Annotated in this window: 15 protein-coding genes; 8 read left to right on the forward strand and 7 right to left on the reverse strand. The window is 74.4% G+C overall.

Going from position 1 to position 13690, the window contains the following annotated elements; genetic code table 11:
* Nucleotides 1-51 precede the first annotated feature (51 nt).
* The 5 genes from ACTJIY_RS16420 (at nt 52) to ACTJIY_RS16440 (ending at nt 4161) form a co-directional block, all read left to right on the forward strand.
* Nucleotides 52-1005, forward strand: coding sequence for a LysR family transcriptional regulator (locus tag ACTJIY_RS16420; protein ID WP_253050417.1), 954 nt, complete (start codon nt 52-54; stop codon nt 1003-1005).
* A complete protein-coding gene (locus ACTJIY_RS16425) occupies nt 1002-2282 on the forward strand; it encodes an MFS transporter (protein WP_440673889.1) in 1281 nt (426 codons plus the stop codon). The genes ACTJIY_RS16420 and ACTJIY_RS16425 overlap by 4 nt, the downstream gene beginning before the upstream one ends.
* A gap of 9 nt (nt 2283-2291) precedes the next feature.
* On the forward strand, nt 2292-2543 hold the full coding sequence (locus tag ACTJIY_RS16430) for a hypothetical protein (protein ID WP_440673890.1): 252 nt from the start codon (nt 2292-2294) through the stop codon (nt 2541-2543).
* A gap of 107 nt (nt 2544-2650) precedes the next feature.
* The gene (locus ACTJIY_RS16435; protein WP_440673891.1) at nt 2651-3244 is read left to right on the forward strand and encodes a carboxymuconolactone decarboxylase family protein; all 594 of its coding nucleotides are present in this window, start codon (nt 2651-2653) and stop codon (nt 3242-3244) included.
* The gene (locus ACTJIY_RS16440; RefSeq protein WP_353708902.1) at nt 3241-4161 is read left to right on the forward strand and encodes an RNA polymerase sigma-70 factor; all 921 of its coding nucleotides are present in this window, start codon (nt 3241-3243) and stop codon (nt 4159-4161) included. The genes ACTJIY_RS16435 and ACTJIY_RS16440 overlap by 4 nt, the downstream gene beginning before the upstream one ends.
* On the opposite strand, the gene ACTJIY_RS16445 is transcribed toward ACTJIY_RS16440, so the two are convergent.
* Nucleotides 4148-4366 (reverse strand): SCO4848 family membrane protein, encoded by a 219-nt coding sequence (locus ACTJIY_RS16445; protein ID WP_440673892.1) that lies wholly within the window; start codon nt 4364-4366, stop codon nt 4148-4150. The two genes, ACTJIY_RS16440 and ACTJIY_RS16445, sit on opposite strands and share 14 nt — an antisense overlap.
* A 174-nt stretch (nt 4367-4540) precedes the next feature.
* Between ACTJIY_RS16445 and ACTJIY_RS16450 the strand changes: the two genes are divergently transcribed.
* Complete coding sequence (locus tag ACTJIY_RS16450) at nt 4541-5371, forward strand: siderophore-interacting protein (RefSeq protein WP_440673893.1); 831 nt, start codon at nt 4541-4543, stop codon at nt 5369-5371.
* Nucleotides 5372-5417: 46 nt separating this feature from the next.
* On the opposite strand, the gene ACTJIY_RS16455 is transcribed toward ACTJIY_RS16450, so the two are convergent.
* Nucleotides 5418-6527 (reverse strand): fatty acid desaturase family protein, encoded by a 1110-nt coding sequence (locus ACTJIY_RS16455; protein ID WP_440673894.1) that lies wholly within the window; start codon nt 6525-6527, stop codon nt 5418-5420.
* A gap of 155 nt (nt 6528-6682) precedes the next feature.
* On the reverse strand, nt 6683-7636 hold the full coding sequence (locus ACTJIY_RS16460; RefSeq protein ID WP_440673895.1) for a helix-turn-helix domain-containing protein: 954 nt from the start codon (nt 7634-7636) through the stop codon (nt 6683-6685).
* 90 nt (nt 7637-7726) lie between these two features.
* Here ACTJIY_RS16460 and ACTJIY_RS16465 point away from each other — a divergent pair, with 90 nt between their 5' ends.
* A complete protein-coding gene (locus ACTJIY_RS16465; RefSeq protein WP_440673896.1) occupies nt 7727-8143 on the forward strand; it encodes a hypothetical protein in 417 nt (138 codons plus the stop codon).
* 178 nt (nt 8144-8321) lie between these two features.
* On the opposite strand, the gene mqo is transcribed toward ACTJIY_RS16465, so the two are convergent.
* The 4 genes from mqo to ACTJIY_RS16485 all read right to left on the reverse strand — a co-directional run bounded on the left by mqo (nt 8322) and on the right by ACTJIY_RS16485 (nt 12158).
* A complete protein-coding gene (mqo, locus tag ACTJIY_RS16470; protein WP_440673897.1) occupies nt 8322-9842 on the reverse strand; it encodes a malate dehydrogenase (quinone) in 1521 nt (506 codons plus the stop codon).
* A gap of 233 nt (nt 9843-10075) precedes the next feature.
* On the reverse strand, nt 10076-10906 hold the full coding sequence (locus ACTJIY_RS16475) for a maleylpyruvate isomerase family mycothiol-dependent enzyme (protein ID WP_440673898.1): 831 nt from the start codon (nt 10904-10906) through the stop codon (nt 10076-10078).
* Nucleotides 10897-11586, reverse strand: a complete 690-nt coding sequence (locus tag ACTJIY_RS16480) for a pyridoxine/pyridoxamine 5'-phosphate oxidase (RefSeq protein ID WP_440673899.1) — start codon at nt 11584-11586, stop codon at nt 10897-10899. The genes ACTJIY_RS16475 and ACTJIY_RS16480 overlap by 10 nt, the downstream gene beginning before the upstream one ends.
* Nucleotides 11583-12158, reverse strand: a complete 576-nt coding sequence (locus tag ACTJIY_RS16485) for a TetR/AcrR family transcriptional regulator (protein WP_440673900.1) — start codon at nt 12156-12158, stop codon at nt 11583-11585. The genes ACTJIY_RS16480 and ACTJIY_RS16485 overlap by 4 nt, the downstream gene beginning before the upstream one ends.
* 123 nt (nt 12159-12281) lie before the next feature.
* Between ACTJIY_RS16485 and ACTJIY_RS16490 the strand changes: the two genes are divergently transcribed.
* A complete protein-coding gene (locus tag ACTJIY_RS16490) occupies nt 12282-13685 on the forward strand; it encodes an MFS transporter (protein ID WP_440673901.1) in 1404 nt (467 codons plus the stop codon).
* Nucleotides 13686-13690 lie beyond the last annotated feature (5 nt).

A 13690-nucleotide genomic window follows, 5' to 3' on the forward strand; every position in this document is an offset into this window, starting at 1 on the left:
CCTAGAAGTCCAACAACTAGTAGTTGTCATATAGAGAAGTGCGAGTGGTCAATGGATCTTCGTCAGATGGAGTACCTCGTCGCGCTCGCGGACGAGCGCCAGTTCACCCGGGCCGCCCAGCTCGTCGGGGTCTCGCAGTCGGGCCTGTCCGCCGCGGTCCGGAGCCTCGAGGAGGAGCTGGGCGCGAGCCTGTTCACGCGCACGACCCGCCGCGTCGAGCCCACCGAGGCGGGCCTGGCGCTGCTGCCCCACGCACGCTCCATGCTCGCGCAGGCGGCCGCCGGGCGCGACGCGGTCGTCCGCGCGACGCGCGCCCTGTCCGGCTCGCTGCGGGTCGGCTCGGAGCAGTGCCTCGGCGTCCTCGACGTCACCACGCTGCTCGAGCGCTTCCACCGCCGCTACCCCCAGGTGGAGATCCACTTCGCGCAGGCCGGCTCGCACGACCTCCTCGCACGCGTGCGCGAGGGCGACCTCGACGTCGCGTTCGTCGCGACCACCGAGCACCTGGGGTCGTTGTCGCAGACCGTGCTGGGCAGCGAGCCGCTCGTGCTCGTGTGCGCCCCGGAGCACCCGTTCGCCGCGCGGGGCAGGGTCGACTGGGCCGACCTCTCCGGCCAGGAGTTCGTCGACTTCGACCCGTCGTGGGGTGCGCGTCCCGTCAACGACGCCACGTGCGCGGCGCACGGCGTCCACCGGCGCGTGCGGTGCTCGGTCAACGACGTGCACACGCTCCTCGAGCTCGTCGACCGCGGTCTCGGCATCGCCCTCGTGCCCCGCCACGTGGCCGCGAAGCCGCAGGCCGAGCGCCTCGTGACGATCCCGCTGCCGGAGGGCGGCGCGCCGAGCTGGGTCGTCTCCGTGGTGACCGGACGCTGGGACAGCACGGCCTCCGCCGCGCCCCAGCTCCTCGAGCTCCTCGCCGACGCTCCCGCGTGCCGCGGGGCGGAGGTGACGCGGCCGGACGACGAGCCGGTGGGCGTCGAGGCCGCGGCGGAGGTGCGGTGACCGCCCCGGCGGGCACCGACGCGCCGCTCTTCCCGCTCCGCAGCGTCGTCCTCGGCGCGTTCGTCCCGACCCTCGTGCTCGAGATCGGCGTCGGCGCGATGCTGCCCGTGGTCGCGGTCACCGCGACCGGTCGCGGCGCGAGCCTCACGGTCGCGGGGCTGATCGCCGCGCTCGTCCCGATCGGCAAGATCGTGTTCGACCTCCCGGCCGGGTCGCTCGCCCAGCGCCTCGGCGACCGCGCGGCGATGCTCCTCGCGGGCGGCGTCGCCGCGGCGGCGTTCACGGCGGTCGCGGTCACGCCGAGCCTGTGGGGCCTCGCCCTGGGCGTCCTCGCGCTCGGGGCGTCGACGGCCGTCTTCAACCTCGCGCGGCAGGCGTACCTCACGGAGATCACCCCGCCGCTGCGGCGGGCGCGCGTCCTGTCCACGCTCGCGGGGGTGCACCGCATCGGACTGTTCCTCGGCCCGTTCGCCGGTGCTGCGGTCATCGCGGCGACGGACGTGCGGGGCGCGTACTGGCTCGGGGCCGGGGCGGCGCTCGCCGCGGTGGCGGTGCTCGCCGTCGTGCGCCCCGACGCGAGCGAGCGCGACGATCGGGCCAGGTCCCGGGCGAGCCGTGCGTCGAGCGGCCCACGCGTCACGATCGCCGCCGTCGCGCGCGAGCACCGGCGCCTCTTCGCGACGCTCGGCGTCGCGATCCTCCTCGTGAGCGCGGTCCGCGGGGCGCGCCAGACCGTCATCCCGCTCTGGGGCGAGCACCTCGGGCTGGACGCGGAGGTGACGTCGTTGGTCTTCGGCGTCTCCGGCGCGCTCGACATGCTGCTGTTCTACCCGGCGGGCAAGGTCATGGACCGGTTCGGGCGCCTGTGGGTCGCCGTGCCGTCGATGCTCACCATGGCCGTCGGCCTCGCGCTCCTGCCCTTCGCCCACACCGTCGCCGCGGTGACGGTCGTCGCGGCCGTGCTCGGGGTCGGCAACGGGATGGGGTCGGGCATCGTCATGACGCTCGGGGCCGACGTCGCCCCCGCGGACGTGCGCCCGACCTTCCTCAGCGTGTGGCGGCTCTTCCAGGACACCGGCGACGCGCTGGGCCCCCTCGTGCTCTCGGCGGGGGCCGCGCTGGGGTCGCTCGCGGCCGGCGTCTGGGCGACGTCGCTCCTCGGCGCGGGGTCCGCGGCGGCTCTCGCGCGCTGGGTGCCGCGCTACTCGCCGCTCGCGAACCTCGTGCGACCGCGCGCCGGGCAAAAGGCGGTGCGCGCGTCGTCCGACGCGCCCTAGCGTGGCGGGATGACGAGCGACCGCACACCCCCCGACCCGTTCCCCGACCCGTTCGACCACCAGGTGACCAAGGACGGCCGCGTCCGGGTCGCGCGCGGCGGTCGCGTCGTCGTCACGGTCGCGGGGGCGGCGGCCGACCGCCTCGTCGCGGCCCTGGAGCGGGCCGAGGTGCGCGACGACGAGGTCGAGGTCCAGCTCCTGCTCGCGCGGGCGACGGGGAACTACCGGCGGGGCAACGAGAAGCGCGCGCACCGGCCGTGACGCAGGTCACGCGCGGGCGTGTCACGCGCGGCCCGCGGCGCGCGTCTGGATGGTCGACCCCGCGCTCGACCGGCGCGCACCGCGCCGGCTGACGGAAGGAGACCCTCGTGGCCCGCATCTCGCTCGACCCGCCCCGGACCCTGCTCAACCGCACGCTCGCGGTGCTCTCGCGCCGGCGGTACGGCGCCGTGCTCGAGCCGCTCGCCGCCGTCGGGCACAACCCGCGCGTCGCGACGACGTACTGCGTCCTCGAGGCGGGCGTCGCGCGCTGGCGGACGCTCGACCCGACCCTCTCGGCGCTCGCGGTCATGGCGTCCGCGGTGCGGATCGGCTGCTCGTGGTGCGTCGACTTCGGCTACTGGGAGTCCGAGCACGGCGACGTCGACCCCCGCAAGCTCCACGACGTGCCCGCGTGGCGCGACAGCGACGCGTACACCGCCGTCGAGCGGCGCGTGCTCGAGTACGCCGAGGCGGCCACCGCGACCCCGCCGACGGTGACGGACGAGCTCGCGGCCGCGCTGGTCGACGACCTGGGCGAGCCCGCGTTCGTCGAGCTCACCGCCGTCGTCGCGCTGGAGAACCTGCGCAGCCGGATCAACGCGGCCCTCGGCCTGTCCAGCCAGGGCTTCAGCGACCGCTGCGAGGTCCCGCTCGACGGCGGGCTGCGCGCGGCGGCGACGGCTGGCAGGCTGGCCGGGTGAGCGACGACGCCGAGACCGCGCCGCCCGACGACGTCGCGGACCGTCGCGGCCCCGACCCGGTTCTCGTACCGTTCAGCGCCCACCGCCGGCTCCTCTTCACCGTCGCCTACGAGATGACGGGCTCCGCGGCCGACGCCGAGGACGTGGTCCAGGAGGCGTGGCTGCGCTGGTCCTCTGCGGACCGGTCCGACGTCCTGGACCCGCGCGCCTACCTCGTGCGCGTCACGACCCGGCTCGCGCTCGACCGGCTGCGCGCGCTGCGGGCGCGCCGCGAGACGTACGTGGGGTCGTGGTTGCCCGACCCGCTCCTCACGACGCCGGACGCCGCGCTGCAGGTCGAGCGCGCGGAGGACGTCTCGATGGCGCTGCTCGTCGTGCTGGAGACGCTGAGCCCGCTCGAGCGCGCCGTGTTCGTGCTGCGCGAGGTGTTCGACGTCCCGTACGACGAGATCGCCGAGGGCCTCGACCGCTCGGCCGAGTCCGTGCGTCAGACCGCGCACCGCGCGCGCGAGCACGTGCGGGCGCGTCGCCCGCGGTTCACGCCGCCCGACGACGCGCAGCGTGCCGCCGTCGAGCGGTTCATGGCCGCGTGCGCCACGGGTGACACGACCGCGCTCGTCGAGGTCCTCGCGCCGGACGTCGTCGTGGTGAGCGACGGCGGCGGGAAGGCGCGCGCGGCGCTGCGACCCGTGACGGGGGCGGACAAGGTGGCGCGCATGCTCGTGGGCCTCTCGGCGAAGCCCGAGACGACGGCGATGGCCTTCGAGCCGGCGCTGGTCAACGGCGCGCTGGGCGGGGTGTGGACCGTGGAGGGGGCGCCGGCGATGGCGGCGTCCGTCGAGTACGACGGCGAGCGCGTCGTGCGCGTCCTGCTCTTCCGGAACCCGGAGCGGCTGGCCGGGCTCAGACGAGCGTGAGGACGCCGAGAGCGCCGACCGCGACGGCCAGCACGAGCGAGACTGTGATGAGCACGACGTGGACGGTGAGGAAGCGGGTCGCGCGGCCGTCGGCGTCGCGCGAGCGCGGGTCCTTGGCGATGCGCTGGAGGAAGCGCGGCCAGATGAGCAGGTTCCACGCGGCGGCGACGAGCAGGACGACGGACCAGGCGACGGGGAGCTCCACGCGTCGAGCATGCCAGCGGAGCGCGGTGCCTCCGGACCGGGGAGGGTCACGGGGTGTGTGGGATCGGCCACATCGACGGTGACCCGCAGGTGAGGATAGCCTTGCCTACGGTCACCGTGGTCGCGGGGCCGTCGTCCGCCCGGGAGGCCCGGGCCGCACCCCGAGGAGCCGCTGGTGGCCACGTTCAAGATGGTCAAGCCCGCCGACGCGCACGTCGTCACGCTGAGCGTGGTGGGCAGCAAGCGGGTGAGCCCGAACGTCGTGCGGGTGACCCTCGGCGGCGAGGACATGGACCTCTTCACACCCATGGGCTTCGACCAGTGGTTCCGGATGTTCCTCGCCCGCGACGACCAGGAGTCCCTGCGCCTGCCCACGCGCACGTCGGGCATGTGGTACGTCCAGTACCTCGCGACGCCCAAGGCGCGCCGGCCCTGGGTCCGCAACTACACGGTGCGCGCCGCGCGGCCCGACCTGCGCGAGATCGACGTCGACTTCGTCGTCCACGGGGAAGCCGGGCCCGCGTCGTCGTTCGCGCTGTCCGCGCAGCCGGGCGACCGCGTCGGCGTGCTCGACCAGGGTGTGGGGTACAACCCGCGCGTCCCGCACGACTGGACCCTCGTCGTCGCCGACGAGACCGGGCTGCCCGCGGTCGCGGGCATCTGCGAGTCGCTGCCCGACGACGCGCGCGGCCTCGCGATCGTCGAGATCCCCGAGGCGGCGGACGCGCAGGACTTCCGCGTCCCGGCCGGCGTTGAGCTGCGCTGGGTCGTGCGGGAGGGCTCCGCGCCCGAGGGCACCGACCCGCACACGCTCCTGCCCGGCGCGCTGGCGCTCGAGGCGGTGCGGTCGGCCGACCTGCCGTCCGCTCCCGTCTACGCGTACGCGGTGGGGGAGTCGACGCTCGCGACCGGGGTGCGCCGCCACCTCGTCAACGACCGCGGCGTGCCCAAGGCGCACGTCGACTTCGTCGGGTACTGGCGGCACGGGCACGCGGCGTCGGCCTGACCGGCCCGGGCGTCGTCGAGCCTGAGGGCCCGGCGCCTCTGTCCCGTCAGACCTTGCGGAGCTGCCGGAACATCGGGCAGTCGAACGGGTCGCGCGCCGAGAGCCCCACGCGGTTGAGGTAGCGGACCACGATGCCGTACGACTGCACGAGGCTGGTCTCCGTGTAGGGCAGGCCGAGGTTCGCGCAGTGCTCGCGCACGATCTCGCGCGCCCGCGCGAGGTGGGGACGCGGCATGCTCGGGAAGAGGTGGTGCTCGATCTGGAAGTTGAGCCCGCCCATGAGGACGTTCATCCACCAGCCGCCGCGGATGTTGCGCGACGTGAGGACCTGCTTGGACAGGAAGTCGATCTTCGCGTTCTCGGGGATGATCGCCATGCCCTTGTGGTTGGGCGCGAACGACGCCCCCATGTAGACGCCGAACACGGCGAGCTGCACGCCGAGGAACGCGAACGCCATGCCGAGCGGCAGGAACCAGAAGATCGCCCCCACGTAGAGCGACAGGCGCAGCGTGAGGATGACGAGCTCGCGGACCCGGTCGCGGACGTTGCCGCGCGTCCGGCCACCCGCGAGGAGCGAGCGGTACGCCTGGACGTGCAGGTTGAGGCCCTCGAGCGTGAGGAGCGGGAAGAACAGCCACCCCTGGTAGCGGTTGATCACCGAGCGGAAGCCCTTCGCGGCGGCGGCGTCCTCGTCGAGGAAGACGACGACGTCCGGGGCGATGTCCGGGTCCTTGCCGCGCTGGTTGGGGTTCGCGTGGTGGCGCGTGTGCTTGTTCATCCACCACGAGTGGCTGATCCCCACCACGCCGTTCGCGAGGATGCGACCCAGGCGGTCGTTCGCCGGGCCGGACGCGAAGACCTGCCGGTGCGACGCCTCGTGGGCGACGAACGCGAACTGGGTGAAGACCAGGCCGAGCGCCCCGGCGATCAGGAGCTGGAACCACGAGTCGCCGAGGAGGACGAACCCGGCGACGGCGCCGCCGAGCGCGAGCGTCAGCACGGCGAGGGTCCACAGGTAGTAGCCGTGCGTCCGGTGGAGCAGGCCGGCGTCGCGCACGGTGCGCGACAGCGCGCTGTACGTGCTGGTGACGGCGCCCGGCTCGTCGGTGCGGGGACGGGTGGCCCGGAAGCCCGGGCGCACTGCGGCAGAGGTCATGTGCGGCCTCGCAGGGTGTCGGTGTCGACTTCCCAGCCGCGGAGGTGAGCGGGTGCTCGTGCTGCAGATGACCCCCACCCTACGGGACCGTAGGTTGCGCACGCGAGCGCGTCACGTGAAGAACTCGCGCAGGAGCCGGACGGGCGGCGTCGTCGTCAGGCGGCGAAGCGGAACGTCTGGCGGTACTCCGTCGGCGTGATGCCGACCGCGCGCCGGAAGTGGTGGCGCAGGAGCGCCGCCGACCCGAACCCGCAGCGCCGCGCGACCTCCTCGAGGTCGAGCGACGACTCCTCGAGCAGCGACTGCGCGTGCGCGACGCGCTGCGACGTCAGCCACGCGAGCGGCGTCGTGCCCGTCTGGGCGACGAACGAGCGCGCGAACGTCCGCTCCGACGTGTGGGCCCGGCGCGCCAGGTCGCGCACCGTGAGCGGCTCGTCGAGGTGCTCGGTCATCCACTCCAGCAGCTCGGCGAACGAGTCCTCCTCGCACTCCGGGACCGGGCGCTCGATGAACTGGCGCTGACCGCCCTCGCGCTGGGGCGCCACGACCATGCGCCGCGCGATCGTGTTCGCGACCTTGGCCCCGAGCTCGCGCCGCACGAGGTGCAGGCACGCGTCGATCCCCGCTGCGGTCCCGGCGCTCGTCACGAGGTTGCCGTCGTCGACGAACAGCACGTCCGGGTCGATGTCCAGGCTCGGGTACCGGCGACGCAGCTCGTCGGCGTGCATCCAGTGGGTCGTGACGCGCCGCCCCTCGATCACGCCGGCCGCGGCGAGCACGAACACCCCGGAGCACACGCTCAGCAGCAGCGCGCCGCGCTCCGACGCGCGTCGGACCGCGTCCAGCACCTCGGGCGGGTAGTGCGAGCCGATGCGGATCGCCGGGACGATGACGAGGTCGGCGTCGTCCGTGGCGTCGAGCCCGTGGTCGGGGACGACCTGCGCGCCGACCGACGTGCGGACGGGCGACCCGGCGACCGGGCCGCACACGCGGAAGTCGAACGGCGGGACGCCGTCCTCGCTCCGGTCGAGGCCGAACACCTCGCACACGACGCCGAACTCGAACGGGGCCAGGCCGTCGCACACGACGGCAGCGACGGAGTGCACCATGCACGGCACGCTACGCCCGTGGCGGGATCTTGTCGAGAGGTGTCAGTCCTGCCACTCGTCGGCGGAGCCGACCGGCGGAAGGGTGGGGGCATGGACATCATCTGGGGTGTGGTGGTTCTTCTCCTCGTCGGCGGCCCGACCGTCGCGGCGCTCGCGGTGCGGCGCGAGGACCCCGCGCGACCGTGGTTCCCCGCGGGGTCCGACGGCGCGTGGCCCGGTGCCGGCGCCTGGGGCGACCGGTCGGTCGACGGCGAGCGCCCGGACCGCGACGCGCAGCGCCTCGACGCCGACCTGCGGGCGGCGGCCTCGCGCCCTGACGCGCAGGGCGCGCACGTCGACCCGCACGAGGTCGCGGCCGAGCTCGTCCTGCGGCGCGTCGTCCCGAACCCTGCCGTGCGCGACGGCGTGCGGGGTGCCCCGGCGCAGGCGTCGGCGACGCTCGCCGAGCCGCCGACGTCGAACCGGCGTCCGCCGAGCGCGGCGCGGCGCGTGCCGCTCCCGCGCTGACGCGGTCGGTGCCCGCGTCGGACGCACGACGACGGACGCGAGACGGCCAGGACGGCAAGGAGGCGGCTGCAGAGACGCCGCGACAGAGAGGGGGCGACAGAGACGTGGCGACAGAGACGCGACGGCCCGGACCTCGTGGAGGTCCGGGCCGTCGTGGGGGAGGGGCGTCAGATCCTGGTCAGGCGCGCGAGCCGACCGCGTCGACGTCCGCGCCGCCGGTGAGCTGGTCGAGACCCTCGAGCTCCTCGGCCTCCCAGGGGGCGTGGCCGAGGCTCGGGACCATCGTCGCGAGCTCGGGGCGCCACTTGGTGAAACGCGCGGGGAAGCAGCGCTCCAGCAGGTCGATCATCGCGGGGACCGCGGTCGACGCGCCCGGCGAGGCCCCGAGCAGGCCCGCGATGGAGCCGTCGCCGGCGGCGATGACCTCGGTGCCGAACTCGAGGACGCCCTTGCCGTCCTTGTCCCTCTTGATCACCTGCACGCGCTGGCCGGCGGTGATGGTCTCCCAGTCCTTGGGGTGCGCCGTCGGCATGAAGCCCTGGAGCGCCGTGAACTTGGTCTCCGGGCTCGCCAGGAGCTGGCCGACCAGGTACTGGGTGAGGTCGAGGTTCTTCAGGCCCGCACCGACCATCGAGCCGAGGTTGTGCAGGCGCAGCGACGTGAACAGCCCGAGGTACTTGCCCTTCTTGAGGTACTTGGGGCTGAACCCGGCATAGGGGCCGAACATCAGGTAGGTCTTGCCGTCGACGACGCGCGTGTCCAGGTGCGGGACGGACATGGGCGGGGAGCCGACGTCGGCCTTGCCGTACACCTTGGCCTGGTGCTGCGCGACGAGCTCGGGGCTGTCGGTGCGCAGGAACTCGCCGCTGATGGGGAAGCCGCCGTAGCCCTTGGCCTCGGGGATGCCCGCGGCCTGGAGCAGCGGCAGGGCGCCACCGCCTGCGCCGACGAACACGAACCGCGCCTCGACCGTCGAGCGGCGCTTCGGGGCGTTCCACGAGCGGTCCTTGACCGTCAGGCGCCAGCGGCCGTCCTTGGTCTTCTTGAGGTTCTTCACCTCGTGCTCGAGGTAGAGCTGCGTGCCCTGCGAGACGAGGTAGTCGACGAGCTGCTGCGTGAGGGCGCCGAAGTCGACGTCCGTGCCGCTCGTCGCGCGCGTCGCCGCGACCGGCTCGTCGCCGTCGCGCTCCGCGACGAGGAGCGGGGCCCACTCGGCGATCACGGCCGGGTCGTCGCTGAACTCGAGCTCGCTGAAGAGCGGGTGCCGGCGCAGCGTCTCGAACCGGCGGCGCAGGTAGTCGACGTTCTCCGCGCCGCGCACGAAGGTCATGTGCGGCGTGCGGGAGATGAAGCTCGCGGGCTGGGGGAGCGCGCCGGTGGTGAGCAGGTGGTGCCAGAACTCGCGCGACACCTCGAACTGCTCGTTGATCTTCACCGCCTTGGTGATGTCGATCGAGCCGTCCGCCTTCTCCGGCGTGTAGTTCAGCTCGCACAGGGCGGCATGGCCGGTCCCGGCGTTGTTCCACGGGTTCGACGACTCCTGCGCCACAGCGTCCAGACGCTCGTAGATGCGCACGGTCCAGGAAGGCTCCAGGACCTTGAGGAGGGCTCCCAGCGTGGCGCTCATGATGCCACCGCCGATGAGTGCTACGTCGATCTGGTCTGCGCTGCTTGCGGGGTTGCTCGCTCGACTCGACACGCTCCGATTCTACGCTTGTGAAAGAGTGCACTAAGTGTGGGTTCCGTCACGGGCGTGCGTCACACTTTCGCGGGACGAACGTCCCGACCGGCACAGGCCGGACGTCTCACCCGCACCCCGGGACCCCCGTCCGCCGAGGGAGAGCAGGTCGCGGAGGGCTCAGAGGCTCGACGGCTGAGCGCGGGTTCGGCTCGCGCCCGAGACTCGGCCGCGCGCCGAACCCCGCCGCGGGTCTATTGCGGCGGCGAGTACGGGGAGGGCCAGGGGCCGATCTCGGGGAGGGCGACCGGTTCGCCGGAGCGGAAGGCGAGGGGTTCGGCGTCGGCGGTGCGGCCCGCGAGCCAGGCGGCGACGTCGGTGAGGCGACCCCGGACGACGACACCGGCTCGCGCGTCGAACCCGGGGTCGGTCCCCGGGGGGGTCTCGGAGTCGGGAGGAACCCCGGGTTCGGCGAGGCGGAGGCCGCCCGGACCCACCCCGAGCGCGGTGGGCTCGCTCGCGAGCTCGACCGTGACGTCGTCCGTGAGCCGGACCCCGAGGAAGTCGAGGAGGTGGAGGTCGAGGGAGCGCGGCCACGTGTCGAGGCCGATCCCGGCGTCGAGGTCCACGGCGTGGATGCGGACCTCGCGCCACCATGCGACGAGCGCGTCGGCGACGGCCCCGTCGCGGTAAGTCACGGGGGCGTCCCACCCGGACGACCCGGGCCCCGGCCACGCGGCGTCGAGGCGTTCGGCGAGCGTCTCGAGCGCGACGACGTGCGCGGCGACGGACCGGCGCGCGCCCGCCTGGATGCCGGCCTCGCGGCCGGCGGCTCCGCCGTCGTACACCTCGACGAGCGCGCCGCGGGCGGCGTGCTCCGCCTGTCGGGCCATGGCCTCGCCGATCGCCGTGACGTGCGCGAGCACGTGGCTGCGCGACCAGCCGGGAAGGGTCGAGGGGCCGGCGAGGCCGTCGTCGCCGAGGGTGCGCGTCGCGGCGGTGACGGCGGCGAGCGCGGACCGTGCGTCGTGGCGCGCGTCCTCGACGTCGGGGAGGGCGAGCGGGCTGGTTCCGGTCAGGGCCACAGGAGCTCCTTCGTCCAGGTGGGGGGTGCTGCGGTCCGGGTGTCCGCGGCGGCGGCGTAGCGGAGGCGGGTCTGGCCCTCGGGCGAGGACGCCCAGAACTCGACGCTCGTGGGCTCCAGGGCGTACGCGGTCCACGCGTCGAGGACGAGGCCGGGCTCGCTGCGGACCCGTGCGAGCGCCGCGTCCCACGCGGTCCGGTACGCGTCCTGCGACGCGAGCGGGTCGCTCTGCGGTCCCGCGAGCGCGGTCGCGCGGGAGGCGTCGGAGCGCGCGAGGAAGTCGGCGGCGGACGCGTCGGAGCCGAGCGGGACCACCGGACCGCGCACCCGCACCTGGCGGCCGTGCTCGCGCCAGAAGAACGTCAGTGCGGCGTTCGGGTTCTGCGCGAGCGCCAGGCCCTTGGGCGAGTCGGCGCGGGTGGCGAAGACCCAGCCGTCGCCGTCGACGTCCTTGAGGATCAGCGTCCGGGCGTCGACCCGGCCGCTCGCGTCGGCGGTCGAGAGGGTCGCGGCGTGCGGTGCGGGCAGGCGCGCGTCGATCGCCTCCTCGAGCCAGCGGACGAAGAGGGTGCTCGGCTCGTCCGGTGCTGCGTCGACGTCGAGGCCGGGCAGGTCGTCGCCGAACACCGGGAGCGCGCGCAGGCGCTCGCGCAGGGACGGGCGGTCGGGGGTGTCGGTCATGCGTCCTCCAACGGGTCTGCGGGGCGGGGGTCGAGCAGCGCGACGAAGCCCCGCGCGGCGGCGGTCATCGCGTCGGGGTCGTCGAGGGCGCGCGCCAGGACGTACCCGCCCTGCACGATCGCGACGGCCGCCAGCGCGCGGTCGCGGGCGGCGTCGTCGGGCAGCCCGTCCTCCGCCAGGACGGCGGCGGCCAGGTCGACGAGCCCGCGGAAGTAGGTCCGGACCTCTGCCGCCAGCGTGGCGTCGTCCATGACGGCCTGGTCGCTCACGAGGCGCCCGACCTTGCACCCGGCGAGCGCGGGCCGCGGCCGTTCGAGGTAGCGGACGAGGCGCTCGACGGCGGTCCCGTCGGCGTCGAGGTCGCGGTGCGCCGCGTCGAGCCCGGCGGCCGTCGTGGCGTGGACGGCCGCCGCGGCGAGGTCGTGCTTGGTGGGGAAGTGGTGGTACAGGCTGCCCTGGCCCACGCCGCTCGCGGCGAGGACCTCGCGCGGGCTGGTCGCGCCGACGCCCTGGGCCCAGAACAGCTCCTGCGCGGCGGCGACGAGGCGCGCGCGGGCGTCGGTCGTCGTCATGGCCGCCACCATACCTACCTCTAGGTATGGTGGCGAGCCGGCCGCCGTGCGCAGCACCGCACGTCACGCCGTGCCGGTCGCCTCGGCCGGGACGGCATGAGAGTCGAGTCGTACGGTGGGTCGGTGACGGTGCAGCAGCGGGTGCTGGTGGTCGCGGTCCTCGCGTCGTTCGTGTCGTTCCTGGACGGCTCGGTGGTCAACGTCGCGCTGCCCGCGATCTCCGCCGAGCTGACGACCGGGCCGGTCACGGGCCTCGCGCTGCAGCAGTGGGCCGTCGACGCGTACATGATCACGCTCGGCGCGCTCATCCTCCTGGCGGGCTCCCTGTCCGACGTCCACGGCCGGCGCCGCGTCATGGCGATCGGCCTCGTCGGCTTCGCGGTGACGTCGGTCGCGTGCGCGCTCGCCCCCGACGGGCTGTTCCTCGTCGTCGCGCGCGGGCTCCAGGGCGTCGCGGGTGCGCTGCTCGTGCCGAGCTCGCTCGCCATGATCATCTCGACGTTCGACGGCGAGCGGCAGTCCCGCGCGATCGGCTCCTGGACCGCGTGGACCAGCACCGCGTCGCTCGTCGGCCCCCTGCTCGGCGGGATCCTCATCGACACCATCTCGTGGCGCTGGGTGTTCTGGATCAACGTGCTCCCCGTCGCGGTGACGCTGTGGCTGCTGCGCGGCGTCCCGCGGTCCGCGGCGGAGGAGCCGGGGGCCGCGGGTGGCCCAGACGGGCGACGGCGCATCGACGTCGCCGGGGCGACGCTCGCCGCCGTCGGGCTCGCCGGCACCGTGTTCGCGCTCATCGAGCAGGGCCGGTTCGGGTGGGCGAGCCCGGTGGTGTGGGGGCCGTGCGTCGTCGGGGTCGCGTGCCTCGTGGTGTTCGTCGGGTGGGAGCGTCGCGCCCCCGACCCCATGCTCCCGCCGCGCCTGTTCCGCGTGCGCAACTTCGCGTGGGGCAACCTCGCGACGGCGGCCATCTACGGGGCGCTCTACTTCGGCGGGTTCGTCGTCACGCTGTTCCTCCAGCAGGTCGGCGGGTACAGCGCGACGGCCGCCGGCCTCGCCCAGCTCCCGGTGACCCTCGTGCTCCTCGCGCTGTCCACGCGGTTCGGGGCGCTCGCGGGCCGGTACGGCCCGCGCCTGTTCATGACGGTCGGGCCGATCGTCGGCGGGGCCGGCTATCTGCTGCTGCTCACGACGACCGACGACGCCGTCTACGTCACCCAGGTCCTGCCGGGCCTCGTGCTCTTCGGCCTCGGCCTCGCGATGACCGTGGCCCCGCTCACGTCCGCCATCCTCGGCTCGATCCCCGCAGGGGACGCCGGGATCGGCTCGGCGGTGAACAACGCGGTGTCCCGCGTCGCGGGCCTGGTCGTCATCGCGTTCGCGGGCGTGATCGTCGGCGGCGTGCTCGATCTCGACGGCTTCCACCGCTCGCTCGTCGTCACGGCGGCGCTGCTCGTCCTCGGCGGCGTGCTGAGCTGGGTCGGCATCCGCAACGAGAAGGTGCGCACGACCGCGGACGCCGCCGCCTGAGCGTG

Origin of the sequence: Cellulosimicrobium sp. 22598 (assembly GCF_052044445.1) — a bacterium.
Classification (GTDB): Bacteria; Actinomycetota; Actinomycetes; order Actinomycetales; family Cellulomonadaceae; genus Cellulosimicrobium; species Cellulosimicrobium cellulans_G.

What these genes read in the sequence shown, in the direction of transcription:
- ACTJIY_RS16485 (WP_440673900.1), bottom strand. Translation starts at nt 12,158, where the DNA reads ATGACGACGACCGACGCCCGCGCGCGCCTCGTCGCCGCCGCGCAGGAG.
- ACTJIY_RS16465 (WP_440673896.1), top strand. Translation starts at nt 7,727, where the DNA reads ATGGACATCATCTGGGGTGTGGTGGTTCTTCTCCTCGTCGGCGGCCCG.
- ACTJIY_RS16480 (WP_440673899.1), bottom strand. Translation starts at nt 11,586, where the DNA reads ATGACCGACACCCCCGACCGCCCGTCCCTGCGCGAGCGCCTGCGCGCG.
- ACTJIY_RS16460 (WP_440673895.1), bottom strand. Translation starts at nt 7,636, where the DNA reads ATGGTGCACTCCGTCGCTGCCGTCGTGTGCGACGGCCTGGCCCCGTTC.
- ACTJIY_RS16455 (WP_440673894.1), bottom strand. Translation starts at nt 6,527, where the DNA reads ATGACCTCTGCCGCAGTGCGCCCGGGCTTCCGGGCCACCCGTCCCCGC.
- ACTJIY_RS16430 (WP_440673890.1), top strand. Translation starts at nt 2,292, where the DNA reads ATGACGAGCGACCGCACACCCCCCGACCCGTTCCCCGACCCGTTCGAC.
- ACTJIY_RS16420 (WP_253050417.1), top strand. Translation starts at nt 52, where the DNA reads ATGGATCTTCGTCAGATGGAGTACCTCGTCGCGCTCGCGGACGAGCGC.